The organism is Rahnella sp. GSA61A (assembly GCF_019969905.1).
Lineage (GTDB): Bacteria > Pseudomonadota > Gammaproteobacteria > Enterobacterales > Enterobacteriaceae > Rahnella > Rahnella aceris.
On record NZ_JAHXYO010000005.1, the window covers coordinates 236,472 to 262,187 of the forward strand.

Genomic DNA, 25,716 nt, shown 5'->3' on the forward strand with positions numbered 1-25,716 from the left:
TTATTAATCATTCGGACATAGATGTTAAGGAAATGCGTAAGCAGATCAGAAAGCTAGGAAAAATGCGGGCTGGCGGACAAATTGTAAAACAAAGCGTCTGTCTGAAAATTTCCCTGATGGCAGAGGATTTTTCCCTGTGGAATGGGGGATTTGGCGGCTTTTTCAGCGCTTGAATTGAGAAACGGATTTAGCCGTTGACAGGGGTAGCGACGTTTCATATTATGCGCCCCGTTCACCCGTTTTTACGGGCATGAATTGGGGGTATAGCTCAGCTGGGAGAGCGCTTGCATGGCATGCAAGAGGTCAGCGGTTCGATCCCGCTTATCTCCACCAACTTCCTTTCCAGAGCAAGTTGGCTGTTTCCTTCCCAGGGAAACAAAAAAGTAAATGTGTACGACCTCGTGTGGGGGTATAGCTCAGCTGGGAGAGCGCTTGCATGGCATGCAAGAGGTCAGCGGTTCGATCCCGCTTATCTCCACCAAATATTAAAGAAACCCGCTTCGGCGGGTTTTTTGCTTTTGGCGCTTTGTCATTTCTCCTGCCTGTTTTACTGCGCTGAATCGCAGACATAAAAAAAGGCGCCGGAGCGCCTTTCTCGTCGTTCTGTATTTGCTTACTTACGCCAGTACCAGACCCGCGATAGAAGCAGACAACACGCTGACCAGCGTTGAGCCGTACAGCAGTTTCAGGCCGAAGCGTGAAACCACGTTGCCCTGATGTTCGTTCAGGCCTTTGATAGCGCCGGCAACGATACCGATGGAAGAGAAGTTTGCGAAAGACACCAGGAACACGGACAGGATGCCCACGCCGCGTGGTGAAAGTTCGGTTGCTACTTTCTGCAGATCCAACATCGCAACGAATTCATTGGAAACCAGTTTGGTTGCCATGATGCTGCCTACCTGCAAGGCTTCGTGACTTGGTACGCCCATCATCCACGCGAATGGATAGAAGACATAACCCAGCACGCCCTGGAAGGTGATACCGAATACCACGTCGAACAACGCATTCAGGCATGAAATCAGTGCGATGAAACCAATCAACATGGCTGCAACGATGATAGCCACTTTGAAGCCTGCCAGGATGTATTCACCCAGCATTTCAAAGAAGCTCTGACCCTGGTGCGTATTACCGATTTGCAGGTCTTCTTCTGAATCAACCTTATAAGGGTTGATCAACGACAGTACGATGAAGGTACTGAACATGTTGAGCACCAGCGCAGCAACAACAAAGCGCGGTTCCAGCATGGTCATGTACGCACCCACAATCGACATAGAAACCGTCGACATTGCTGTGGCAGCCATGGTGTACATACGTTTTTCAGACATTTTGCTCAGAATATCTTTATACGCGATAAAGTTTTCTGACTGACCCAAAATCAGGGAGCTGATGGCGTTGAAAGATTCCAGTTTTCCCATGCCATTAATTTTCGACAGAACCGTACCGATAATACGGATGACGAAAGGCAGTACACGAATGTGTTGTAAAATACCGATCAACGCAGAAATAAACACGATCGGACACAAGACTTTCAAGAAGAAGAACGCTAATCCTTTATCGCTCATGCCTCCAAATACGAAGCCGGTCCCTTCCGCAGCGAATCCTAATAATTTTTCAAACAAGTCTGAGAAGCCTTTCACAAAACCTAAACCAACAGAAGAATTCAGGAAGAAGTAGGCTAACAAGACTTCGATGACCAACAGCTGAACGATGAAGCGTAAACGGATATTTTTCCGGTCACGGCTCACCAGTAAAGCGAGTGCAGCGACAACGGCCAACGCTAATACAAAGTGCAATATTCGGGACATGGGTGCTCCAAATTAGAGGCAGGCTATATTTCGACGGTCATTTTATGTAACGCGTACATTTAAAACGTGAAGTCGATTGCAAATATAGAAATTACAGACACGAATTGCAACAAATCGCGGCCCATCACACAAAAAATCAAGATGTTAATAAAACTAAGCACAATTAGCATTCCTGTGCTAGTTTTATCATGTGCCGTAATGCGTTCTGAATCTGGCCCGTTAATGTCTGTTTTAGGAAAGTGCGCTGCGTCTGGCTTTCTGAAGCCGGGTGAGCGAATCACCCCCTCAGTTATTACCTTCTCGCTTACTGCTGCTGCCTATCAGAGTAATCACTCAGATCATTCCAAATGCACTTGATAATCATTATCAATTAGATATCATTGATGTAAGCGTAATAATTGTAAGGGTTAACTAACTATGCTGAACAGCCGGGCCGAATCTGCAGGCCGCGCGTCCAGAAAGATGAAGCTTTCACTGATGGGACCGGCCTTTATCGCCGCCATTGGTTATATCGATCCGGGCAACTTTGCGACGAATATTCAGGCCGGTGCTTCTTATGGCTATCAGTTGCTGTGGGTGGTGGTATGGGCCAACGTCATGGCGATGTTGATCCAGTTGTTGTCTGCCAAACTCGGTATCGCGACCGGCAAAAACCTGGCCGAACATATCCGCGATCGTTTCCCGCGTCCGGCCGTCTGGGCTTACTGGGTGCAGGCGGAGATTATCGCAATGGCCACCGATCTAGCCGAATTTATTGGCGCCGCCATAGGCTTCAAATTGCTTCTCGGGGTTTCCCTGTTACAGGGCGCAGTACTTACCGGGATTGCCACCTTTATTATCCTTGGGCTGCAAAAACGCGGGCAAAAGCCGCTGGAACTGGTGATCGCCGGTTTACTGTTGTTTGTTGCTGCGGCTTATATTGTTGAATTGTTCTTCTCGCAGCCAAGCATGCTGGCGCTGGGCAAAGGCATGTTAATCCCCGCACTGCCAACCGCTGATTCGGTGTATCTGGCCGCGGGTGTGCTCGGCGCGACCATTATGCCGCATGTCATTTATCTGCACTCTTCGCTGACTCAGCGGGGCGGCAAGGCGTCCAAAGCGCAGCGTTATTCAGCCACCAAGCTGGATGTCGGTATTGCCATGACCATCGCCGGTTTTGTGAATCTGGCGATGATGGCGACGGCTGCGGCGGCATTCCATTTCAGCGGACACAGCGGGATCAGTGAGCTGGATGAAGCCTATCTGACGCTGCAACCGTTGCTCGGCCACGCTGCCGCGACCACCTTCGGTCTGAGTCTGGTGGCAGCCGGTTTATCTTCTACAGTTGTCGGCACGCTGGCCGGACAGGTAGTGATGCAGGGGTTCGTGAAATTCTACATTCCGCTGTGGGTTCGCCGTACGGTGACCATGATGCCGTCTTTTATTGTGATCCTGATGGGATTAGATGCCACACGTATTTTGGTGATGAGCCAGGTATTGCTGAGCTTCGGGATTGCGCTGGCATTGCTGCCGTTGCTGGCTTTTACCGGTAACCGCAGCCTGATGGGCGAGATGGTGAATACTAAAACCGTGCAGTGGGCGGGGCGGGTCATCGTGCTGATCGTCGTCAGCCTTAACCTTTATCTGCTGACAGGTATGTTGAAATAACGCCTTCGCCAGCAACAGGTAATAAAAAACGGGACAGTTTGCGCTGTCCCGTTTTTGTTTTATTCCGTTGATTAATGGCGGTGATCGCCATGCCCGCCCCGGCGATCATCATGGCCGTGACCCCGATCCGGCCCGCGGCGGTGATCATAATGCGGACGTCCGTGGTCGCTGTGATGATAACGCGGTGGCGGCATCGGACGACGTGGAGGATGGCGTTCGTTCCACCAGCCATGATCGCGCCAGCGATAACCATCCCAGTAATAGCCGCGCGGGCTGCGTGCACCATAGTGGTGACCACGGTAACCATTCCACCAGCCTGGGTTACGCCAGTCATAGCCGTCCCAGTAATAACCCCGCCTGTCGCGATCACCGATATTGATAGAAAGGCCCGGCGTATTCAGGCTGAAGCTGCTGGCCTGCACGGTGGGTACCGCCGCAGGGAGCAGGGTAAAGAACAATGTGGCAAAAAGTACCGGCTTTAACATGAGTGGCCCCAGATTCCTTATAATTTATGCTGACAGTTATAAGGGGAAGAGGGCACCGGTACTATTGCTTACAATCCTGTTTTGAATGATTTACGCGCCTTAACGGTTTACTTACGAATCCTCCATAAAGGCGCGTTTTTTATACCGCAGGGTAATCGCTTACACTAAAATCCCTTCGATCGCCGCCAGTTCTTCTGTGCTGAAATGACGGTGAGAGACCATGCCCACGGCATCGTCGATCTGGCTGGTTTTACTGGCACCAATCAGGACGGACGTCACGCGGTCGCCGCGCAGAACCCACGCCAGCACCATCTGCGACAGCTTCTGACCGCGTGCCTGCGCAATATCATTCAGCTTACGCACTTTTGCCAGCTTCTCTTCCGTCAGCTGATCTGCTGTCAGGAACTTACTGCCGCTGGCTGCGCGGGAATCTTCAGGAATGCCCGCCAGATAACGGTCAGTCAGCACGCCGCCCGCCAGCGGTGAGAAGGCGATAGACCCGACGCCGTTATCCGCCAGCGTATCCAGCAGATCAGCCTCAACCCAGCGCTCGAACATGGAATATTTCGGCTGATGGATCAGGCACGGTGTGCCAAGATCTTTCAGGATTTCAAACGCTTTTTTGGCGCGTTCTGCCGGATAGTTCGACAAACCGACGTACAGGGCTTTGCCCTGACGCACGATCAAATCCAGCGCGGCCATGGTTTCTTCCAGCGGTGTATCAGGGTCAGGACGGTGATGATAGAAAATATCCACGTACTCCAGCCCCATGCGTTTCAGGCTCTGATTCAGGCTGGCGACCAGATATTTTTTCGAGCCCCAGTCTCCGTACGGGCCGTCCCACATGGTGTAACCGGCTTTGGAGGAAATAATCAGCTCATCGCGATAAGGCAATAAATCTTCCTGCAGGATGCGGCCGAAATGCTGTTCTGCCGAACCCGGAGGCGGGCCGTAGTTATTGGCCAGATCGAAATGGGTGATCCCATGGTCGAAAGCATGGCGGATCAGTTTCCGGCCATTCTCAAAATGGGCGTTATCGCCGAAGTTATGCCACAAACCCAGGGAAATGGCGGGCAGTTTCAGACCGCTCTGGCCACAGCGACGGTATTCCATATTCTCGTAACGGGTTGGACTGGCTTGATACACCATGTGAGTCCTTATAATAAATTCAGAAGTGAACAGAAGGTTATAAATGTCATAAAAAACCAATTTTAGTGTATGCGCTTTCACAAGCATTTCCAGCTAATCAGATCACATCCGGAACAATCCTTGTACGCAGGATCGTTGATTACCGTGACTATTCTTCCTGCCTATTACCTTTACTGCTGAATCCGCTTCCCTGCATTAACACAGTGCAGGGGTGTAACTCTGCGTTGCCATGCCTTATTTCGAATAATAAATGTGCTGTCCCCCGGTTTGGAGTAATACTCATATTAGTGGGATTAACTGGTTACTTTATTTTTCACAGAGGATCGTCATGGTTAATGAATACACAGTAGGTGACTATCTCTTAGATCGTTTATCACTCAGCGGGATCTCCGAGTTGTTTGGCGTGCCGGGCGATTACAATCTGAAATTCCTCGACAGTGTGATTAATCATCAGCAAATCACCTGGGTTGGCTGTACCAATGAATTAAATGCCGCCTATGGCGCAGATGGTTACGCCCGTACCAAAGGTATTGCGGCGTTGCTGACGACGTTTGGTGTCGGCGAACTGAGCGCACTGAATGGCATTGCCGGTAGTTATGCGGAATATGTGCCCGTCGTGCATATCGTGGGTACGCCAGCACTGACGTCTCAGCGTAAAGGTGAGCTGCTGCATCACACGCTGGGAGATGGCGAATTCTGTCATTTCATGCGGATGTCAGCTCCGGTCAGCGTGGCGCAGGCGTCCCTCACACCGGAAAATGCCCTAGCTGAAATCGACCGTGTGATTGAAGAAGTGATGTACAGCTCGCGGCCGGGTTACCTGTTATTGCCCAGCGATGTGGCCGCGTTGCCGGTCAGTACCCGTGCGCATGCGTTACCTGCGCGTCAGCCGCCTTTCTCGGCTTCTTCTCTGGAAGCTTTTACTGCCGCCGCTGAAACGCAGTTGCGGGGTGCAAACCGTGTTTCGTTGCTGGCGGATTTTCTGGCAGACCGCTTCAAGGTTAAAAAGGCGCTGGAACAGTGGATGGAAGAAGTGCCGCTGGCGCATTCAACGTTGCTGATGGGTAAAGGTTTATTCAACGAGCAGCAGGCGCATTTTGCTGGCACTTATTCGGGGGCCGCCAGCGCACCGTCAACGAAAGAAGCGATTGAAGGGGCTGATGTGGTGATCACGGTCGGGGTGAAATTTACTGACACCATCACCGCCGGTTTTACCCAGCAGCTTCCGTCCGGAAAATGCATCGACCTTCAGCCCTTTTTTGCCCGCGTGGGCGATAAGATCTTCCATCAGCTGCCGCTCGAAAAAACGGTCAGCGTGATGCACCGCCTCACCGCTGAACTGGCTTCCGGCCGGACGCCTTATCCTGTTAAACACAACGCATTGCCGTTGTCGCACGATAACAGCCTCGGGCAATATGCCTTCTGGCAACAGATTCAGGATTTCCTGCAACCGGGAGATGTGCTGGTCGCTGAGCAGGGCACCGCCTGTTTTGGCGCGGCGGCGCTGAATTTGCCGCAGGATTGCCAGTTCGTCGTCCAGCCGTTATGGGGCTCAATCGGTTTCACGCTGCCCGCCGCATTTGGTGTACAGATTGCCGTACCGGACCGCCGTGTCGTGCTGCTGATTGGCGATGGCTCCGCACAGCTCACCTTGCAGGGATTAGGTGCCGCCATCCGTTATGGCCTGCCGCCGATTATTTTTGTGATTAACAATGACGGTTATACCGTCGAACGGGCGATACACGGCGAAACCCAGCGCTACAACGACATCGCGCAGTGGAACTGGACACAGTTCCCGGCGGCCTTCGGCGGTAAAGAAGTCTTCAGTGCGCGGGCGGATTCGCCGCAGGCGCTGAAAAAAGCGATAGCAAAGGCCACCGCACGGCGGCAGATGGCCTGGATAGAAGTCATTTTGCCAAAAATGGATATTCCTGAACTGCTCAACTCAGTGACTAAATCGCTGGCGCAGCGTAACTCAGGGCAATAAATCAGTTTCCGGTGATGGCGGGACAGTCAGCTGGTCGATGAACCACCAACCCGCCGGACCGGGCTGATTGTTTTTACTCCAGACCGCATCCACCGATATCTGCTTCGGCCAGCCGCGCATCGGCAGGCTGACCAGTTTGTCATGTCCGAACTGTTTCACCAGCCAGTGCGGCAGTGTCGCCCAGCCAAATCCCTGTTCCGCCATTTCCAGCAACATCAGATAACTGGGCGCTGACCAGATCTGACCCCGCGCCCGAGGCATTTCACGACGGCTGTAAGGCTGCAGGCAAAGCTGGCGGAAGGTGTGCAACTGCTCCGGTTGCAGATCGGTGATTTTTGCCAGCGGATGTTCACGGCTGCAAAATACCGACATATCCGTTTGTTCCGGTAAACGCGCCACACCAATGTCCGGCGGATAACTCGCCTGTACTTCCACCATGCCGACATGGGCACGGCCAGACTGCAACAGGTCGATCACATCCTGATCTTCGGCGATCTGACATTCAAATTCGATATCCGGATACCGGCGTTCAAACCGGCGCAGCAGCGCCTCGTGGTGAGTCGGCTGGTAAGTGTCAGACAGCACAAACGTCAGGCGAGTTTCCACCTGCGTCGATAAACGCACCGCCAGTTCATCGAGGCGTTCGCTGGCCGCCAGAATCGCCTGAACGTGGCTGAGCACGCGTTGTCCGGCTGGTGTCAGCACCGGCTGGCGACTCTGGCGGTCAAACAGTGTTACGCCCAGATCCACTTCCAGATTGGCGATCGCCGTACTGACACTCGACTGACTCTTGCGCAGTTTACGCGCCGCTGCTGAAAACGATCCGGTATCGGCCGCTTCGACAAAAGCCATCAGGGCTTCCGGTGAATAGCGCATCAGGTACTCCTTCTGGTTCTGATCTATCTATTTTATCGATACTTTCTATCTTTTAACTATCTTATTTAGTGATGATAATGACTGCCTGTGACAGCCGTCACGTAACAATGATCAGGAATCAGGCAGGTTTTTATGTCTAAGCAAACACGGAATATCTCTCAGAAAACGTTCGGCGAACGCATTTTCCACGCGGTGGGTTTTGAAACAATCGCGGTACTGATTTCGGCACCGGCAGCAGCCTGGGCGCTGAACAAACCGGTCTGGGAAATGGGCGCGCTGGCGATCATGCTGTCGACGACAGCGATGGTCTGGAACATCGTTTATAACAGCCTGTTCGACAAATTCTGGCCGGTTTCCCGCGTGGTGCGGACATTTAAAATCCGCGTGGCGCACGCGCTGGGGTTCGAAGGTGGATTTATTATGATTGGTCTGCCGGTTGCCGCACTGTGGCTGGGGATCGGGCTGCTGGACGCCTTTATGCTGGAAGTCGGGTTCTTCCTGTTCTTCCTGCCGTATACCGTGGCCTACAACTGGGTTTACGACACGTTGCGCCAGCGCTGGATGGACCGCCGTCTGGCCGCAGAGGATTGCCCGGCCAAACATTAATCCGCATCGCTGAATGCACAAAAAAGCCCGCCGACATTTTCTTTGTCCGCGGGCTTTTTGTCGGTTATGGTTTTGCCATCCGCATAAACACAGGGTGTGCAAATGAAAACGTTAGGGTTGATTGGTGGCATGAGCTGGGAATCTACCGTGCCGTATTACCGCATGATTAACGAGCATGTGAAGCAGCAACTGGGTGGATTGCATTCTGCCAAACTGTTTCTCTACAGCGTCGATTTTTATGAAATCGAAAAGCTGCAAATGGCCGGTGACTGGCAGCAGGCAGGTGAAATTCTTGGTAACGCCGCGAATTCACTGGCGCGTGCAGGGGCGGAGGTCATCGTTGTGTGTACCAACACCATGCATAAAGTGGCAGACAATATCGAGCGGATCGGCGGCCTGCCGCTGCTGCATATCGCCGATGCGACGGCTGACAAAATCACCGGACAGGGGCTGCATAAAATCGGTCTGCTCGGCACGCGTTTCACCATGGAACAGGATTTCTATCGCGGACGTTTGCAGGAAAAACATCAGATTGACGTGGTGACGCCGGATGAAGCTGACCGCGCGATTGTTCATCGCATTATTTATGAAGAGCTGTGCCTGGGCAGGATTAAGGAGGATTCCCGCGCAGAATACCGGCGGATTATTGGCAAATTAGAACAGCAGGGCGTGGAAGGCATTATTCTCGGATGTACCGAAATCACCCTGCTGGTGGGCGCTGAAGACGCGAGCGTGCCGGTTTTTGACACCACCGCCATTCATGCGCTGGCGGCGGCGGAGTTTGCACTAAAGCAGGATTAATCTTCTTCCGGGACCGGCCGGTTGAGCCGCTGTTTTGCCACCTGCATCAGCGGTTTACCTGCCAGCATCAGCCAGGCTGGCAGCATCACGATGCACAGTAGCGGCAATAATTTCAGCCCCGGCACCACCGCTGCGGCCATAAACAAGCTGAGCCAGCCGTCGCGTGTCACGACCAGTACCATGCCCATGACGGCGCATGAAACGGTCACCGCCGCCGGCACATCCGGTGCGTACTGATGCAACATCAGGCCAAGCGATACCCCGACAAACACCGCCGGGAAAATGCGTCCGCCACGAAAACCGCAGGCTGCCGCCACCACTAACGCCGCCAGTTTGGTCAGGGTGATCGCCAGCAACGGCCCCATCTCAAACAACGCATTGGAATGTGCCAGTTCCTTCATTTCATCCAGCCCTTTAAACAGGGTAATTTCCCCGCCTGTCAGCGCCAGTAAACCCAGCACAAACCCGCCAATACCCAGGCGCAATACCGGATTCTGAATATTGTTAAACATCCGGTGAACATGCGGGAACAACCAGACGGCAATCATCCCCAGCGCGATGGCAATCAGCACCACGACTGACCCGCTGAAAATATCCATCAGGCTGGCGGCGTCATACGACGGAATGCTGAGCGAAAAATCGGGCTGAAAAAACTGATCGGTGGTGATGGCGCCAGCGCCCGCGGCGAGCAATGGCGCAAAAAGGCGATCCCATAACTGCACATCTTTGCTGGTGCCGAGGGTTTGCGAAAAAATCAGCGCGGCTGCCACCGGCGTGCCGAACAACGCGCCGATAGTCCCGGCCGCCGCCAGGATCACCCAGTCCGTCGTTGGCACTGCGGGCAATAAACGGGATCCTATTGCCGCCACCAGCGCGATATTAATCACTGTAATCGGATGTTCCGGCCCCAGACTGACACCGCCTGCCAGTCCGACCATCAGCGCCAGCGCCAGCCCAGGTAAAGCGCTGACTGCCACCGGGGCGCCAATCAGAGATTCCGTGGCAGGATCCGGCCCGGCGTGGCCTGGCATATACTTAATGATGGCGCCGACGCCAATGCCGGTCAGTGTCAGCATAAACAGCGTCCAGCTGGCGGATTGTGTATTGATATTCAGCACGGCGGGAATGTTCTCCCACAGCAGATTTTGCAGCGCGCCAGAAATCATCATGACGAATACCAGAACCAGGCTGGACATCACGCCAATAATGATCGCGGGCAGGGCAAAAGCTAACATGACTCTGGTGCGGGGATGGAACATGCACGTATTTCCTTATTTATAATTTTGTTTGCTCTGATAGCTTAGATGAATCCCGGCAAAGTCGGTTTGCGGGCTGTCGACATTATTTTGTGTGGCATGCTGCATAAATGTGGGTTGCTTCAAAACTGCGTTGCAGCGTATAGCAATTACCGCTATTTTGCCCACACGAATTTGGCGCAAATGCGCAGCATAATGAATTTACTTTTGCGGAGAATAACATGACCAAATACTCCCTGGTGGGCGATGTCGGGGGCACCAACTGCCGCCTGGCGCTTTGCGCGTTGGACAGCGGCGATATTTCTCAGTCTAAGACTTTCTCCGGGCTGGATTACGACAGCCTCGAAGCCGTGGTGCGTGAGTACCTCGCGCAGCAGCATCAGGATGTTGAGGATGCATGTATTGCCATCGCCTGCCCGATCACTGGCGACTGGGTGGCCATGACCAACCATACGTGGGCCTTTTCCATTGCCGAAATGAAGAAAAACCTTGGCCTGCAACATCTGGAAGTGATCAATGACTTCACCGCTGTTTCGATGGCGATCCCGATGCTGAAAGAAGATGACCTGTTGCAGTTCGGCGGTAAAAAAGCGCAGGACGGCAAACCGGCAGTGATTTACGGTGCTGGCACGGGGCTGGGCGTCGCACACTTAATTCATGCCAATAACCAATGGTTGAGTCTGCCGGGCGAAGGCGGCCATGTTGATTTCGCGCCAAACAGCGAAGAAGAAGACATCATTCTTGAGCAGTTGCGTACCGAAATGGGGCACGTTTCTGCCGAGCGTATTCTCTCCGGTCCGGGGCTGGTGAATCTCTACCGTGCCATTGTTAAATCAGATAACCGCGTGCCGGAAAACTTCAAACCGAAAGACGTGACAGAACTGGCGCTGGCAGACGAAAATCTGGACTGCCGCCGCGCACTGTCGCTGTTCTGCGTCATCATGGGGCGTTTCGGTGGCAACCTGGCGCTGAACATGGGGACCTTCGGCGGCGTGTACATTGCCGGCGGCATTGTTCCGCGCTTCCTGGACTTCTTCAAAGCTTCCGGTTTTCGTGCCGCGTTTGAAGACAAAGGCCGCTTCAAAGATTATCTGATGGATATTCCGGTGTTCCTGATCACGCACGATCAGCCGGGGCTTGTGGGTGCCGGGGCGTACCTGCGTCAGTCTATCGGCCTTCCTCTTCGTCCTTGAAGTTGCAGCGGTGTTGGCTGCGCTCGAAGACCCGAATCACTGACATCAGTCAGCTCATCGGGATCTTCTCACTTGCCGCCTTGCTGCAACTCCAATGACTTAGCGGAAGAATCGGGCTTTCTATTTCAAAAGCCCGATCAAAACCGCATTAACTGCCTGAATTCTTTCACCTTGCTGCGACTTACCGGCACCTCGAAATCTAAATCACTTAAGCGCAAAATATAGGTGTTATTGAACCACGGCACGATCTCGCGGATTTTCGACAGATTCACGCAGTACGAACGATGACAGCGGAAAAAATGCTCCTCCGGCAGGCGGTTGCATAATTCGGTGATGTTCATCGGCATGGTGAATTCTTCTTTGCGGGTATATACCTGCGTGACCTTTTCCTGCGCGGCGGCGTAATAAATATCGTTGATATCGGTAACGATAATCCGCTCATCTTTGATCAGATTGATGCTGTGACTGACACGCGGGGTGCTGCCCGCGACGGGGGCAACACCTTCCGGTTTATCGCCCGGTTCCTTCACTGTCAGCTCTTTATCCCGGCGAAAATGTGACTCCAGCTTTTGCAGCATGGTGACAATGCGTGACTCGTGATAAGGCTTAAGAATGTAATCAAATGCCTCGATTTCAAAGGCTTCTGCGGCGTGCTCCTTATAGGCGGTGATAAACACGATATAAGGTTTATGCGCAAACTTACTGATGTTTTGCGCCAGTAATACGCCGTCAAGGGAAGGGATGCTGATATCGAGAAAAATCGCGTCCACTTCATGTGATTGCAGGTATTTAAGCACGTCCAGCCCGTCATCCAATATTGCTTCAATGCTGATGCTGCTGTGGGTATTAATCAGATAACTCAGCTCTTCCTGAGCCGGTACTTCATCTTCGACGATAATCGCTTTCACTGAATTATCTCCCGGTGCGATGGCCCGAAAGGCGGGCGGGTAAAATGAAAAAGCGTCCCTGTAGTCAGGCTATTTTGCTCTCAAGGGCTTGCGTGACTTTTGCAGGAGCGTGGGTAATAACAAACGAAATATCGGTGCCTGGCTCAAGACGGCGGATGCTCAGGCCCTGACCATACAGCAATGAAACACGGTGATGCACATTGAGCAGGCCGATTTTGTTGCCGGGCATTTCATTGCGTGCCACACGGTCAATGGTTTCCTGATTAATACCGTGGCCGGTATCTTTTACTGACACCCTGATACCGTCAGCCTGATGCTTCACTGAAATCACCACCACGCCTTTTCCGCTGCATTTCTGGATGCCGTGCACAATGGCGTTTTCGACCAGCGGCTGGATCAGCAGGCTGGGGATTTTCACCGAAATGTCGTCATCAATGTCATAAATCACCGTCAGTTTGCTGCCGAACCGCGCCTGCTCAATGGCGATGTAATCCTGTACCTGATGAAGTTCTTTGCGCAAGTCGATCAGTTCATCGTTCAGTTCCAGGTTATAACGCAGATAACGGGAAAGGTTGATGATGAGCTGGCGCGCCACGTCGGGGCGGGCGCGGATAGACGATGAAATCGCATTCAGCGCGTTAAACAGAAAATGGGGATTTATCTTGCTCTGCAACGCCCGCATTTCGGCTTTATTGGCCATCTCGCGCAACTGTTCGGTGCGTGATACTTCCATCTGCGTCGACATAATTTGCGACAGCCCGATCGCCATCACTTTCAGCGAATAAGTGATGCGGTGCGGGTCGCAATAATAGATTTTCAGCGAGCCGGTGACTTCGCCTTTTTCCCACAGCGGAATAATAATCAGCGAGTGAATTTGCGGCGTACGGTGCATTTCATCGTTGTTTCTGACCGTGATTTCACCGCTTTCCAGCGTCGCTTTGGTCATCTCACTCAGCGTTTCATGGCCGATATTATACTCTTCAGCACCCACGCCGACGTACGCCAGAATGTTTTTGGTATCAGTGATCGCCACCGCATCGGCGTCGATATCATCACGAATAATGCTACAGATACTGGCCAGGGATTCGGCGTTGATATTCCTGCCTTCTATGTTACGGCCATCTATATTGCGAAAGTACGGCAGCGTTTTATTGGCAATATCCAGCGCCAGCCGCGCCTGCCGTGCGGCAATCACCTCTTTTTCATCCTCGACACTTTGCACCAGCAACACAATCAGGCCGATGGAACTGGCTCCGAGGATCAGCGGTGCAGCGATGTTCATGACGATATCCAGCCCGAGCGAAAACGGTCGCGCCATCAGTAAAATCAGGATCATGGTCAGCGTTTCGCACAGCATGCCGCCCAGAATGCCGACTTTCCAGTGCAGTGATTTTTTGACTTTCTTATTGATATAACCGGAAAGGAAACCTGCGGTAATACTGGTGATGAGGCACGGAACAGACGTTGGTCCGTGAATGTCGATCAGGAAACGGTGCGTGCCGGAAATCAGGCCGGTAATGATCCCGACCCACGGCCCGAACAGGATCCCGCCCGACATGATCGCGATCGTACGCACGTTGATCAGTGAGCCTTCGACGTTGATCCCTGAGAGCGTACCGAAAATGGCGAACAGAGAGAAAATGGCGGTGACCGCAGTCAGTTCCAGCGGCGTATGGGTTTCATTTTCTTTGTGCAGCAGTTTGCGGAACAGCGGGGTTCGCGTGAGGAAGAACAGACAGATGAGCATCAGCGCCGCACGGTCGAAGACCGCCAGCAGCATATCGAACATGTGAGGCATGGCAGATTAGGCTCTTTGCACGATTGAAAGATAAGCGTGCCAAATGGATTCAGCGGTTATTATATGTAAAAGGTCAGACTTTCACCATCGCCAGACACAGGAGCACATTCCGACATGATTTTGTTATCCACGCCGCGGCTGATCATGCAGCCCATCCAGGCTGACGACTGGGCATTTTTCTTGCGGCTGTATCAGACCCCGGACGTCATGCGTTTTATCGGCGATATCGAAACCCACGCACAGGTTCATAGCCGTTTTGAACAACGTCTTGGTCACTGGGATCGCTACAGTGATTTCTGGCTGTGCCTGCTGATCCGCGAAAAAGACACCGGCGCGGCGGTGGGACTGACCGGATTTTTCCCGGACTGGCGGCCCTATAAACAGGGCGAAGTCGGATTCATTCTGGCGCCTGAACATCAGCGCAAAGGTTATGCAGCGGAATCCCTGCGCGAAGTGCTGAACTTTGCGTTTGACCAGTGTGGTTTTCACCGTCTGCAGGCCAACGTGCTTGAAGGCAACGACGCTTCGCGCCGTGTGCTGGAAAAATGCGGATTCCTCATGGAAGGCCGTTTACGGGACAGCTACCGGATCGGCGACGAGTGGAAAAACGACTGGCTGCTGGGGCTGCTGGCGACCGATCCGCGTCCGCAGTAAAAAAATAATGCGCAGTATCTCGACAGCCATTTTCCTCTGCGTTATGTTCGTAGAAGGCCGTTACGCGGCCAGCGTCGCTCGGACGGTCCGGGCGCTTACGTATCCCAGAGGAAATTATGGCTGATTCCAGTTCACCCCGTCGTTTTTCACGTATTGATCGTCTTCCCCCGTATGTTTTCAACATTACCGCTGAACTGAAAATGGCCGCACGCCATCGTGGCGAAGACATTATCGATTTTAGTATGGGTAACCCCGACGGCCCGACACCGCCGCACATTGTGGAAAAACTGGTGCAGGTTGCGCAGCGTGAAGACACGCACGGTTACTCGACCTCACGCGGCATTCCGCGTCTGCGTCGTGCGATTTCCCGCTGGTATGCCGATCGTTATCAGGTAGAGATCGACCCTGAAAGTGAAGCTATCGTCACTATCGGTTCGAAAGAAGGGCTGGCACATCTGATGCTGGCGACGCTCGATCACGGCGACACCGTTCTGGTGCCCAACCCAAGTTATCCGATCCACATTTATGGTGCCGTGATTGCCGGTGCGCAGGTGCGTTCTGTGCCGCTGGCTGAAGGTGTAGATTTCTTTGCCGAGCTGGAAAAAGCCATTCGCGAAACCATTCCGCGGCCGAAAATGATGATCCTCGGCTTCCCGTCCAACCCGACGGCGCAGTGCGTGGAGCTGGATTTCTTCGAGCGCGTGGTGGCACTGGCTAAGCAATACAACGTGCTGGTGATCCACGATCTGGCGTATGCCGACATCGTATACGACGGCTGGAAAGCGCCGTCAATCATGCAGGTGCCGGGTGCAAAAGACATTGCGGTGGAATTCTTCACGCTGTCGAAAAGTTACAACATGGCGGGCTGGCGCATCGGTTTTATGGTCGGTAATCCTGAACTGGTCAGCGCGCTGGCGCGTATCAAAAGTTATCACGATTACGGCACCTTCACGCCGTTGCAGGTGGCGGCCATCGCGGCGCTGGAAGGGGATCAGCAATGCGTGAAAGACATTGCTGAGCAATATCGCCAGCGCCGTAACGTGCTGGTACGCGGGCTGCATGAAGCGGGCTGGATGGTGGAAAATCCGAAAGCGTCGATGTATGTCTGGGCAAAAATTCCGCCTGCATATGCGCATTTAGGGTCACTGGAATTCGCCAAACGTCTGCTGGCCGACGCTAAAGTTTGTGTGTCGCCGGGCATTGGTTTTGGTGATTACGGCGATACCCATGTGCGTTTCGCCCTGATCGAGAATCAGGACAGGATCCGCCAGGCGGTGCGCGGCATCAAAGCGATGTTCCGGGCAGACGGTTTGCTGCCACCGAAAAAAACGGCGGGTGAACCGCCTGTGGAGCCGGAACAGGCCGTTAACGAATAATATTCTGATGCGCTGAAAGCGATAAATGAAAGCCAGTCATTCAGATGACTGGCTTTTTTGTTTTTATGCGGCCGGTTTGTTCAGCGAATATCGGCAGGCGAACAGCCAAAACGCTCTTTGAAGCGCAGGGAAAAACGCGAGCTGGCCCGATAACCGCAGGCATCCGCGATTTGCGAAAGATTCCAGCGCGTGGTTTGCAGCAGGGTGATCGCATGATGCATGCGGATATCCTGCAACAACGTGCGAAAACTGATTTGCTCTTCCACCAGACGCCTTCTCAGCGTGGCTTCGCTCATCGCCAGTTGCTGGCTGGCGCTGGCGGCCGTCCAGGCAAATTCCGGCGCGGCCGCCAGCAGGGCGGTAAGACGTGTACCGAGCGGTTCTGCGGCGCGCGGCATAAACAATATGCGGCGTTCTGCCAGCGCGATAAGTACGGCGGTAAGACGATTTCGCTGCACTGTATGACTGGCCGGATTGCCGATCCCGCGCAGGCAAAAATCGAGCGTATCGCGTAATTCGTCATCCAGCGGGAGAGTTTCAAACCCGTTCAGCGGCGACAGCGCAGTCAGAAGGCGGGCGTTATCGCGATAAAATTCCGCTACCAGCGCAGGTGAAAACCCCAGATACAGCGACGAGAAAAAACCGTTTGCCGCGTCCGGCGTTTTACTGACGTGCGCCAGCGTATGCTGCGACACCACGATCAGATGTTCCGAATTCCCAAGCTGCACCGACGTGCCGTTTTCATGGCGCAGCGCCAGCTGACCAGAATTTACCCGCAGCAGCGAAGGCTCAAAAAAACGAAAATTCGACACCTGATGAGGCTGTTGCAGATAAGGCTCGGCCCGTGAAAAAAGCCGGTCATGACTGACCGGCAATTTATTTGGCAAAAGACTCACGGCGTGACTGTGCTGCTCAGAGGACATGGTTTCTCCTGCCTGCGGACTTTAATCCAGATTGGGATTTAACGTGTAGGTGCCGGTCAGGCTGGCCTGCGCCAGAACGTGACCTTCGATGGCCTGCAACACATCCGGGCCAAAGAATTTATCCTGCAAATCCAGTTTTTCAATGTCCAGCGCATACAGCGTAAATACGTAGTCATGCACCCGTTCATCGTTCCACGGCGGGCACGCGCCGTCGTAACCGTAATAGTCGCCGCCCATGTTTTCATCATCGCCAAACCATGCGGTATAGCCGTTGATGCCATGACGCATTCCGGCGCTGGCGGGCAGCGCGGGTTTGCCGTGCGGCGTCACGCTGTTGCTGTGACTGCCTGCGGCGATTTCGCGAGCATCTGCCGGAATATCCACCAGCAGCCAGTGGAATAAATCGATGCGCGGCAGCGAAGCTGGCACCACTTTGCCTTCCTGATTCACGTCGTCCGGGCGGCCTGGTACGTGCGGATCCACACACACCAGCACAAACGAACGGGTATTTTCCGGCACATCACTCCACGCCAGGTGCGGGTTCTTATTATCGGAAAGTGCAATGTGGTTTTGGGTATCTTTCACGGCAAATGAAAACTCACCCGGGATAGGTGCACCGTTCTCAAAACTCTGGCTAATCAATTTCATCGTAAACTCCGCATCAGACAATGCTATTTCAGTGTGCGTTGATTATAAAGAGCGGTGCGGACAGACAGGGAACATCACCGGTCAAATTATTCACTTTTCCTGTCATTATGAGCGGAAAGGTGAATGTCTGCCGCGTTTAATCCCTGTTGCGGGTATATCCACAAAGTCTGCGCAATTCCTTTCTATACTCAGGGCAATATTCCTGTTTTCCACACGTTATCCTCCGGCGAGGAAATTACTCATGAAAACCCGTTATTCGCTGTCGCAGATCAGCCTGCACTGGGCAACGTTACTGATGATTATTCTGACCTACACGGCGATGCTGACCCGTGATTATTTCCCTGAAGATAATCAGCCGCTGGTGCGTTTGCTGCATTTTAATTTCGGGATTTGTGTCTGGTTGCTGATGTTTGTGCGCATTTTCCTGCGGACCCGCCATGCGACACCGGCGATCACGCCGCCCGTGCCGCGCTGGCAAAAAGCCGCGTCCCATGCAGTGCATGGGGTGTTATATCTGCTGTTTCTGTCGTTGCCGGTGCTGGGGATTTTGACGCTGGAGTTTGGCGGGCGGGAGTGGTTTTTATTCGGCTGGCCGGTGCCACAGTTTGTGACGCCGGATCCCGATGTACGCCGCACGGTGAAAACGGCGCATGAGTTCCTGGCAAACTGCGGTTATTACCTGATTGGCCTGCACGCGCTGGCAGCGATTTATCATCATTACTTGCGCAAAGATGACACCTTACTGCGCATGATGCCGGGAAAATAAAGCGGGATTCACCGGCAGAAATCTGCCGGTGAAGGGGAGGCGGTTATTCTTCGTCGTGTTTGTAATGAATGACCCGGCGTTTACCGTCAATCTGTACGTCAGCCCATTTACGCGTTACCGGTTTGACCTCGCCGTTGCGCAGGGCAGTGATCAGCGCAGGGTTATCCTTTTCTTCATACAGATAAAGTTCTCCCGTTTGCGCCCATTTCCCGGCCTGTCTGGCGTAAATACGGCAGTTGACGGAAGGCGTATCCAGCGTATTACAGAGGAAAACTTCTTTCTGCCGGTCGTTGTTTAAATCCAGCGTATTGACGATACACGCGCCCTGCAGGCTGTGACAGTCGCGCAGTGTGTTGCGGTATTCATCCAGCTGCGGCAGGTTTTTCCACCAGGTGTCGTCGGGGGATACCGCGCCTTTCGCGAGCTGAATCATCTTCTTAGCATCTTCCACGCGATAATTTTCCGCCAGTGCAGCATGCTCTTTATCATCGTAAGCGCCCCAGCGTGATGTCTGCGCGATCATATTTTTCAGTGTGACCTGCAGGCGCGGATCGGCAGTAAACGCGGGGTGTTGTTGCAGCGCTGTCAGCGCCTCGTTGCCACGGCGACCGGTATCGAAACGCAGCATCTTCAGATCGAAATCCTTCGCCTGCGTTTTGCCGCTGTCGAGTCGCGCAATCTGATTGTTGACGCTGATACGGTAAGGATCGAGCAGCGGGCTGTTGGCCGCCATCAACAGAATGACCACCAGCAGCGACAACGGCTTATTGAATTGGGTAATACGCGGCAGCCAGTCCGGGCGTTTATCGATCACCGAAAAACTGTAGCAAAGGGCGGCGATCAGCGTCACGCTGATCACCAGCACCGCCCACAGACGTTGCGGCGTCCAGCCGTATTGCGAAACGCGCAGGCCGGTGGAATACAGCGCCAGCACGGCATACACCGGCAGCAGTAAAATCGCCGCATTCACCAGCAAACGGATCGCCCGCGGATACGGTTTTTCAGCGTGATCGGTTTCGCGTACCACGTTAACCAGCAGCAGAATGCCGAGCGCCATGGTGGTCAGCAAACTGGCTGCGGACCAGGCTTGCGATAACACCGTCAGGCCGGTGAACGGCAGGGCGAACAGGAAAATCAGCGCAACGAACGCCACCAGCGGCAGCAGGCCTTTGAGAATAAAACGGATGATATTGCGGGTGGTATTCATCAGCGCCGGTTGCGTGCGGCAGGTGACGATACTGATGCCCAGCAGCAGGCCGAACACCAGATGCATAAACAGCGGCGTATCGAAAAACAGCTCATGGAAATATTCAATGCCGATCACCCGGAACAGCCCGGCACATAATGCCATCACGCCAACGGCCAGCAGCATCATCAGCAACGTCAGCATGGCGCACAGCGTATTCTGGCTGTAGCAGGCGGAAAGGTTGGCGTAACGGTAACGGCTTTCTGCCGGGAACGCCTGCACCTGTAGCCACGGCAAAACAAAAAAGACCAGCAGCGTCAGCGACAGGTTAAACGGCACCATCACGCTGTCCCCGGACGTTGCCGCGATATTGCTTTTCGCCCAGGCTGCCATGCCCGCCAGTAACAGGATGAGTAACCCCGTTCCGCCCCAGAACCGGCGATCACCAGGCTGTACTACTGACAGAGAAATCAGCACCGGTAATGTTAATGCCATAGTCTGGCCGTAAATATTATGAGAGAACCCGGCATATCTGATGGCCGCGTGATCTGAAAAGAAGTAATACAGCAGGAACCCCTGCAACAGGCAAATCGCAAGGATTAACCAGCGGGTGGGAACGGGCAGAGGCGGCATCGCGCGACCTGCTCTGTTGAACTGAGACATCCGTGACTCTCCGAAAGTGTAAGAGGACATGTTGTTAAAAACGCATGCCAGTGTAGAGGGTTCCGGCTTCCGGTGCAGAAAACTCTTCACCTGAGCGGCCTCAGCGTTTTGTGAGCGACCCTTCATAACTGGCAAAATCAGCGGCAGTCACTAGGCTTATGGACTGGATGGAGAATTTCGAGGTGAAAATGGCAGAACATGAACTGAAAGAAAAGCGCATTGAAATTGTTAAGAATTTCTACGCCAAACTGGATCAGGCAGATGCCTCTTTACTGGATCTCTTTGCTGAAGATGTGGTGCTGTTTTTTCCGAAATTTGGCACTGCGCAGGGAAAGTCTTCACTGGGGGAACTGGGTAAACGCTTTGCGCTTGAAATCGACAAGATCCAACATATTCAGAACGCTTTCCGCTTTCTGAGTGACGGAGATGCCATTGTGCTGGAAGGGCAGATGCGCGGCGTGATGCAAAACGGTGACCGCTGGCCGACGTCCGAAGTCGGCAGCCATCATTTCTGCACTGTCTTTGTCTTTGAAGATTTGCTGATCAAACGGCTGAGCATTTATCTCGATCCGGACTTTAATCTTGAGGATAAAAAGCGGGTGAATAATTACCGGCAGGTGATGAAAAGCGAGGAAAGCAAAACCTGAGATTGTCGGATAAAAAAAGAAGGGAAACCGTTTCAACCCACGGTTCCCCTTCGCCAACTGCCTCTCATCAGGATTCGGCAGGGACAATGTTGTTCTTATAGCGTTGCAGAATGGGTGAGTTGATCTCCGACGGGTTTTGCAACTGCCACAGGTTACGTTCGATACCGTCATTCACCAGATAAATCACGCCGGATTCAATCGCCGACATCAGGCATAACATCACAGGCTCATTGGTGGTGTAGCCCAGTTCGCCTTCCAGCAACCGCTGATAATCGATAAAGCGGAACACCCCGGCCTGCACTTCATACGACAAAATCGTTTTGCTGGTATTTACGGAAGATAAAACCTCGCCGGTATTGACGTCGACAGCGCGCAGGTTCACGGCTATCTGGTCCAGCTGGTATTGCGTACTGGCACCGATACCGAAATACCGCGCCCCCACGCCGCCTGATTTCACATTACTTTCGTAACCGATTATCGAGCCTTCAATCAGAATATTCGCTGCCACCAGCGAGGAAAGTGGCCGCTGATTATTGATCGCGACACTGCCATTTTCCTGCGCGGCACGGATAATTTTGCGTTCGTTCAGCAGGTTTTGCAGCCCCTGACGTTCCAGCGGGATAAACCATTTTGAATCTTTGAGTGCCGATACCAGCATCGCTGTGGCGCTTTGTGGCACGGCGGTCGAGAAGTTACTGGCCGGATACGGTTTGAACTGGCCCGTTTCATCCTGAATGTTATAGACCGACACAAAAATCCGGCCCTGCGGCGAAGGCAAATGCGTCAGATCGGTATAGCTTGGCGCCCGGGGCAATAATGTCGGTCTTGCGGCTTCTTTCGGTGCTGCTGTGAGGCACCCGCTCAACACAAAAACTGCGATGAGTAATAAATAGCTGCGCATGATGTCGTTCCTGTTTTTATTGATCGTCGGAATCAGTTGGTGGTGGCGGACAAACCCTGAACCTGAATAGTGGAAATTTTACCGGTCTTGCGGTCAGTGACATTCATCACCAGCTGTCCGTCGGTATTCTGGATATCCACGATAAAGTCCTGTGTTACCAGCCGCCCCGGTTTTCCCTGATTGACGTTGCCCATCAGGCTGCCCAGCAATTGTGACTGAATCGAGGCGGTGAAATTGTCCAGTGCAGACGTCGAGGTGGACCCGAAGTCATACGCATCGGGGTCTTTATAGGAGTTTTGCGCCTGAGCTTCGTTGAGCAGAAACGCGCCATTATTCGGGTTGCCGCCGAAATTCGGGTTGATGAACTGGAAAACCATATTGCCGCCCCAGGAAACCGGGGACGCCGTCAGCAATGCCAGCAGCATGACTGAACGCGAAGCTGAGACTGGAATATTCACGATGCTCTCCTTAAGAGGCTGTGCATTAAAATTCGTCATGGGCGAGATCCCCGGTGCCCAGTAACGCTTTGTCTAATTGCCGCCGTGATAACGCTTCGGTTACACCGGCAATGGCGGTATCGACGTCCTTATTAAAATTGCGCCGGTTGGGAAACAGCAAAGTCTGATACAGGGTGTCCTGACCTATTTTTATGGTGATCCAGCTCCCCCAGCGGGCGCTGGGCCTTTCTGAAATGGTGATGGTTTCCGGGTAGTTCTGTTCCCATTTGCCGGTAAAGCCACGGTAAAAATCGTGGCCGACCGATGTCACGGTTCTGTCGGTGATAAGCCCCGGGTCTTTTATATCCGCAGCCTGAACATGCAGGCAGGTGGCGCATAACAGCGCCAGCCAGAGCCAGAAGCCCTTTATGCAAATAGTCATGATGTCAGCGCTTGAGATTGTCATTCGCCCAGGACGCCGCCTGGGTACGGTTTTTAACCGAGATTTTTCTAAATAAATTATAGAGATGCGTCTTGACGGTGTTCTCGCTGATAAACAGCAAACGCGCGATTTCCGTGTTCGAGGCGCCCACACGTAACTTATTGAGGATCTCTTTTTCACGATGGGTCAGGCCGGTTTCTTCTGAGTGAAGATGACGGAAAGCACCGGACTGATTGATCAGGTAACTGGCGAAGCCCTGAGAGAAGTAACATTCTCCGCGGATCACGCTTCTGATCCCTTCCACCAGATGTTCTTCGTCAGTGGAGAGATAAAAAACGGCGCTGATCCCCGGCCAGGTTTCAATTTCCCGAAAATGATAATTATCAGGTGTGTTTAATAATAATAACTTCACGTTGTCGTGATAGCGGTTAATAGCGGTTTGCCACAGTTCAATTGTCCGGCGATCGGCTTCCATCATATCGAAGAGAATTAATGCCTGTTGAAGCGCCTGATCCTCAAGTGATTTATGGATATTATGCAGCCGGGTATTGACACAAAGTTGCTGTTTTAATTGTTGCAATAAAGCACTGGCTTGTAATGATGGTTTGGTCACTAATAAAAGAATATTATTATTGATTGCTGCTTCATTACTCATAATGAAACCCTGCCCTGATTTTTATAGCCACAGTCTGCCACTGCCTGAATATTGAAAAGGCACGGAATAGACTGAGATTTTATTTTGCTAAATCTATAGCTGTATGTTTGCTGTGCATATCTGAAAGTAGCAAATATTCACAACCTGAGGCACATAATATTTTCAGGTGGTTTATGTGCGGTACTGACTCAATTTAGCTTTTGGTTTACCTTACGCAAGGCTTATTTATGTTTCAAAATGTAACTGAAAATGTATAAAGCTTTCCTTATGTATTCCGGGAAATTAAATTCCGCCCTATTAAAGAGGGCTTAAGTAATAAATTTACACTATCTTAACGTTTGGCCTTGTTAAGACAGCATATTTGTCAGATAGCGCTGCGAATTAAGGGGGCTCAAACACCAGCCGGCTGCGTATTTCGCCTTAAATAACTCAAACTGGTTTATCTTTTCGTATTGATTTTACTTAGGTGAGCACATCTGCAGGCTTCTTTATGCCCTGTTAAACCGCGCCGCAAGGCAGCGGGAAGGCATTTTTAAGCGACTGTTAAGGGGTGGAAATGTGCGGGGGATCTCTTTTAGGGCTGTTTTAGTTTCAGAGAGAATTAAGAATAGTTGCATTTGTGTGATTATTTAAAACGGTTTGCTCTGTAACTTTAGGATTAATGCCATGGGTTGATTAGCCGTGCTGACCTTTTACTGAGACGCGCTGGTCAATCCGTATGATAAATACCGCCTCATGCTTTTTGATGACGTCTGAAATTAAAATACGACGAGCGGGTGAGTTCCTTATTTTGAGCAAACACCATAATCAATTCGTCAGCAGCAATTAGCCGGTAAGCAAAGTGTGGTGCCGGTATATACAGGGTGACGAAATGAAAAAGACTTTATTGACCCTGGCGTTACTTTCAACCTCCTGGGGCATTCATGCACAGCAATTTGATATGGCCTATCCGGAAATGAATTCTGAGGTGCCGGATCAGATTTTTGCTGGCGTAAGGAATTCATCGGGGAATTCGTCAGTGATTTATCAGAACGGTAATAACAATCTGGCCACCACTTATCAGACGGGTTCTGGAAATTCCGGCGTTATCCGTCAGTCCGGGTCAGAGAATACTGCGCTGGTGAATCAGCGAGGTAATGGAAATAACGCGGATATATCCCAAAGCGGCAGTGATAATTTCGCCTACGTATCGCAAACCGGTGGCGGGGATGCATCCATTACGCAACAGAATTTTGGCAATACCGCATACATTCTGCAAAAAGGCCGGAGTGTGACGGAAATTCGCCAGAATGGTACGAACCAGAGCAGCGGCGTCGTGCAAAATTCGTCAGGAATGGCGATTAGAGTGACACAGCATTAACACACCAAACATCCGATATTAAACCAATGGGGTAGCATCATGAAACTTTGGAAAATTGTGGCAGTCTCCGCTTTAGTCGTCAGTGGCAGTGCATTTGCAACCAGTCCTGGTCATGGCGGGGGTGGCTCTGACCACGGTCATAATCCACCTTCATCAACTGTGCCGACATTCACTGCCACTCAGTGGAATTCTGAAATTCAGATTTACCAGCAGGGCACGGCAAACCTGGCGAATGCCACTCAATCTGGCGCACAAAAATCGCTGACCGCAATCAGTCAGGATGGCTACAGAAATAGCGCCGGGACGACTCAGACCGGTGATGGCAGCCTGATCAGTGTGGTACAAAAAGGTGAATACAACGGCGCTAACGTTTCTCAGAGCGCTAACGGCAGCAAAGTGCTCGTGTCCCAGAACGGTTCAGGCAACTATGCCCAGGCTTCACAAGGTGCCAATGGATCTCTGACCAGCATTACTCAGGTCGGTACCGCGAACCTGGCCTACGCGTCACAAAACTGATTAGTGTTCCCTCCCCTGCGAAGGGGAGGAG

General features: G+C 52.5%; 26 protein-coding genes and 2 tRNA genes. 14 read left to right on the forward strand and 14 right to left on the reverse strand.

The annotated features are described in order from the left end of the window. Positions 1-32 precede the first annotated feature (32 nt). The 3 genes from LC431_RS09240 to LC431_RS09250 all read left to right on the forward strand — a co-directional run bounded on the left by LC431_RS09240 (position 33) and on the right by LC431_RS09250 (position 481). Positions 33-173 carry a hypothetical protein gene (locus tag LC431_RS09240; protein ID WP_153374863.1) on the forward strand — a complete coding sequence of 47 codons (141 nt, stop codon included), beginning with the start codon at positions 33-35 and terminating at the stop codon, positions 171-173. Between the two features lie 84 nt (positions 174-257). Further along, positions 258-333, forward strand: a tRNA-Ala gene (locus tag LC431_RS09245). A 72-nt stretch (positions 334-405) separates the two neighbouring features. Then, a tRNA-Ala gene (locus LC431_RS09250) sits at positions 406-481 on the forward strand. 136 nt (positions 482-617) lie between these two features. Here LC431_RS09250 and LC431_RS09255 read toward each other — a convergent pair. Further along, positions 618-1,805: a NupC/NupG family nucleoside CNT transporter gene (locus LC431_RS09255; RefSeq protein ID WP_013574449.1), complete on the reverse strand. Its 1,188-nt coding sequence runs from the start codon at positions 1,803-1,805 to the stop codon at positions 618-620. A gap of 417 nt (positions 1,806-2,222) precedes the next feature. On the opposite strand from LC431_RS09255, the gene LC431_RS09260 reads away from it, so the two are divergent. Beyond that, on the forward strand, positions 2,223-3,452 hold the full coding sequence (locus tag LC431_RS09260; protein ID WP_013574450.1) for an Nramp family divalent metal transporter: 1,230 nt from the start codon (positions 2,223-2,225) through the stop codon (positions 3,450-3,452). Positions 3,453-3,523: 71 nt separating this feature from the next. Here the strand turns inward: LC431_RS09260 and LC431_RS09265 are convergent, their stop codons facing one another. Continuing rightward, positions 3,524-3,937 (reverse strand): DUF2502 domain-containing protein, encoded by a 414-nt coding sequence (locus LC431_RS09265; protein ID WP_013574451.1) that lies wholly within the window; start codon positions 3,935-3,937, stop codon positions 3,524-3,526. A 159-nt stretch (positions 3,938-4,096) separates the two neighbouring features. After that, positions 4,097-5,086: an L-glyceraldehyde 3-phosphate reductase gene (mgrA, locus tag LC431_RS09270; protein WP_223509723.1), complete on the reverse strand. Its 990-nt coding sequence runs from the start codon at positions 5,084-5,086 to the stop codon at positions 4,097-4,099. A gap of 328 nt (positions 5,087-5,414) precedes the next feature. Between mgrA and LC431_RS09275 the strand changes: the two genes are divergently transcribed. After that, complete coding sequence (locus LC431_RS09275) at positions 5,415-7,073, forward strand: alpha-keto acid decarboxylase family protein (protein WP_223509724.1); 1,659 nt, start codon at positions 5,415-5,417, stop codon at positions 7,071-7,073. Here LC431_RS09275 and LC431_RS09280 read toward each other — a convergent pair. Beyond that, on the reverse strand, positions 7,062-7,949 hold the full coding sequence (locus tag LC431_RS09280; RefSeq protein ID WP_112198043.1) for a LysR family transcriptional regulator: 888 nt from the start codon (positions 7,947-7,949) through the stop codon (positions 7,062-7,064). The genes LC431_RS09275 and LC431_RS09280 overlap by 12 nt on opposite strands. A 132-nt stretch (positions 7,950-8,081) precedes the next feature. On the opposite strand from LC431_RS09280, the gene LC431_RS09285 reads away from it, so the two are divergent. After that, positions 8,082-8,555 carry a multidrug/biocide efflux PACE transporter gene (locus LC431_RS09285; RefSeq protein WP_013574455.1) on the forward strand — a complete coding sequence of 158 codons (474 nt, stop codon included), beginning with the start codon at positions 8,082-8,084 and terminating at the stop codon, positions 8,553-8,555. A 102-nt stretch (positions 8,556-8,657) separates the two neighbouring features. Then, the gene (locus LC431_RS09290; protein ID WP_131638701.1) at positions 8,658-9,356 is read left to right on the forward strand and encodes an aspartate/glutamate racemase family protein; all 699 of its coding nucleotides are present in this window, start codon (positions 8,658-8,660) and stop codon (positions 9,354-9,356) included. Here LC431_RS09290 and LC431_RS09295 read toward each other — a convergent pair. Next, positions 9,353-10,615 (reverse strand): ion channel protein, encoded by a 1,263-nt coding sequence (locus LC431_RS09295; protein WP_013574457.1) that lies wholly within the window; start codon positions 10,613-10,615, stop codon positions 9,353-9,355. The two genes, LC431_RS09290 and LC431_RS09295, sit on opposite strands and share 4 nt — an antisense overlap. Before the next feature lie 218 nt (positions 10,616-10,833). Here LC431_RS09295 and glk point away from each other — a divergent pair, with 218 nt between their 5' ends. Next, positions 10,834-11,805: a glucokinase gene (glk, locus tag LC431_RS09300; protein ID WP_013574458.1), complete on the forward strand. Its 972-nt coding sequence runs from the start codon at positions 10,834-10,836 to the stop codon at positions 11,803-11,805. A 137-nt stretch (positions 11,806-11,942) separates the two neighbouring features. Here glk and LC431_RS09305 read toward each other — a convergent pair whose 3' ends face one another. Continuing rightward, positions 11,943-12,713: a LytTR family DNA-binding domain-containing protein gene (locus LC431_RS09305; RefSeq protein WP_013574459.1), complete on the reverse strand. Its 771-nt coding sequence runs from the start codon at positions 12,711-12,713 to the stop codon at positions 11,943-11,945. 64 nt (positions 12,714-12,777) lie between these two features. Next, complete coding sequence (locus LC431_RS09310) at positions 12,778-14,511, reverse strand: sensor histidine kinase (protein ID WP_013574460.1); 1,734 nt, start codon at positions 14,509-14,511, stop codon at positions 12,778-12,780. A 114-nt stretch (positions 14,512-14,625) separates the two neighbouring features. Between LC431_RS09310 and LC431_RS09315 the strand changes: the two genes are divergently transcribed. Next, positions 14,626-15,165, forward strand: a complete 540-nt coding sequence (locus tag LC431_RS09315) for a GNAT family N-acetyltransferase (protein WP_131638702.1) — start codon at positions 14,626-14,628, stop codon at positions 15,163-15,165. A 116-nt stretch (positions 15,166-15,281) separates the two neighbouring features. Then, the gene (gene alaC / locus LC431_RS09320; RefSeq protein WP_112151252.1) at positions 15,282-16,541 is read left to right on the forward strand and encodes an alanine transaminase; all 1,260 of its coding nucleotides are present in this window, start codon (positions 15,282-15,284) and stop codon (positions 16,539-16,541) included. Between the two features lie 80 nt (positions 16,542-16,621). On the opposite strand, the gene LC431_RS09325 is transcribed toward alaC, so the two are convergent. Then, positions 16,622-17,464: an AraC family transcriptional regulator gene (locus LC431_RS09325; protein WP_013574463.1), complete on the reverse strand. Its 843-nt coding sequence runs from the start codon at positions 17,462-17,464 to the stop codon at positions 16,622-16,624. Positions 17,465-17,485: 21 nt separating this feature from the next. Continuing rightward, the gene (locus LC431_RS09330; RefSeq protein WP_013574464.1) at positions 17,486-18,112 is read right to left on the reverse strand and encodes a YbhB/YbcL family Raf kinase inhibitor-like protein; all 627 of its coding nucleotides are present in this window, start codon (positions 18,110-18,112) and stop codon (positions 17,486-17,488) included. Between the two features lie 241 nt (positions 18,113-18,353). Here LC431_RS09330 and LC431_RS09335 point away from each other — a divergent pair, with 241 nt between their 5' ends. Further along, entirely contained in the window at positions 18,354-18,878 is a 525-nt protein-coding gene (locus LC431_RS09335; RefSeq protein WP_037036325.1) for a cytochrome b, read from the forward strand. Between the two features lie 43 nt (positions 18,879-18,921). Here LC431_RS09335 and LC431_RS09340 read toward each other — a convergent pair whose 3' ends face one another. Continuing rightward, on the reverse strand, positions 18,922-20,727 hold the full coding sequence (locus tag LC431_RS09340; RefSeq protein ID WP_112151249.1) for a DUF4153 domain-containing protein: 1,806 nt from the start codon (positions 20,725-20,727) through the stop codon (positions 18,922-18,924). A gap of 188 nt (positions 20,728-20,915) precedes the next feature. Between LC431_RS09340 and LC431_RS09345 the strand changes: the two genes are divergently transcribed. Beyond that, the gene (locus LC431_RS09345) at positions 20,916-21,374 is read left to right on the forward strand and encodes a nuclear transport factor 2 family protein (RefSeq protein ID WP_013574467.1); all 459 of its coding nucleotides are present in this window, start codon (positions 20,916-20,918) and stop codon (positions 21,372-21,374) included. A 67-nt stretch (positions 21,375-21,441) separates the two neighbouring features. On the opposite strand, the gene csgG is transcribed toward LC431_RS09345, so the two are convergent. From csgG to csgD, 4 genes are read right to left on the reverse strand one after another with little or no spacing between them, the layout of a single operon-like run. After that, on the reverse strand, positions 21,442-22,275 hold the full coding sequence (csgG, locus tag LC431_RS09350; RefSeq protein WP_013574468.1) for a curli production assembly/transport protein CsgG: 834 nt from the start codon (positions 22,273-22,275) through the stop codon (positions 21,442-21,444). A gap of 32 nt (positions 22,276-22,307) precedes the next feature. Beyond that, a complete protein-coding gene (csgF, locus tag LC431_RS09355) occupies positions 22,308-22,700 on the reverse strand; it encodes a curli production assembly/transport protein CsgF (RefSeq protein WP_369794818.1) in 393 nt (130 codons plus the stop codon). 58 nt (positions 22,701-22,758) lie between these two features. After that, positions 22,759-23,178 (reverse strand): curli production assembly/transport protein CsgE, encoded by a 420-nt coding sequence (csgE, locus tag LC431_RS09360; protein WP_013574470.1) that lies wholly within the window; start codon positions 23,176-23,178, stop codon positions 22,759-22,761. Then, positions 23,159-23,809, reverse strand: a complete 651-nt coding sequence (gene csgD, locus LC431_RS09365) for a biofilm master transcriptional regulator CsgD (protein WP_013574471.1) — start codon at positions 23,807-23,809, stop codon at positions 23,159-23,161. The genes csgE and csgD overlap by 20 nt, the downstream gene beginning before the upstream one ends. 871 nt (positions 23,810-24,680) lie before the next feature. On the opposite strand from csgD, the gene LC431_RS09370 reads away from it, so the two are divergent. Together LC431_RS09370 and csgA are read left to right on the forward strand one after the other, a co-directional pair. Then, the gene (locus LC431_RS09370) at positions 24,681-25,169 is read left to right on the forward strand and encodes a curlin (RefSeq protein ID WP_112151248.1); all 489 of its coding nucleotides are present in this window, start codon (positions 24,681-24,683) and stop codon (positions 25,167-25,169) included. Between the two features lie 39 nt (positions 25,170-25,208). Next, positions 25,209-25,685, forward strand: a complete 477-nt coding sequence (gene csgA / locus LC431_RS09375; protein WP_013574473.1) for a curli major subunit CsgA — start codon at positions 25,209-25,211, stop codon at positions 25,683-25,685. Positions 25,686-25,716: the final 31 nt, after the last annotated feature.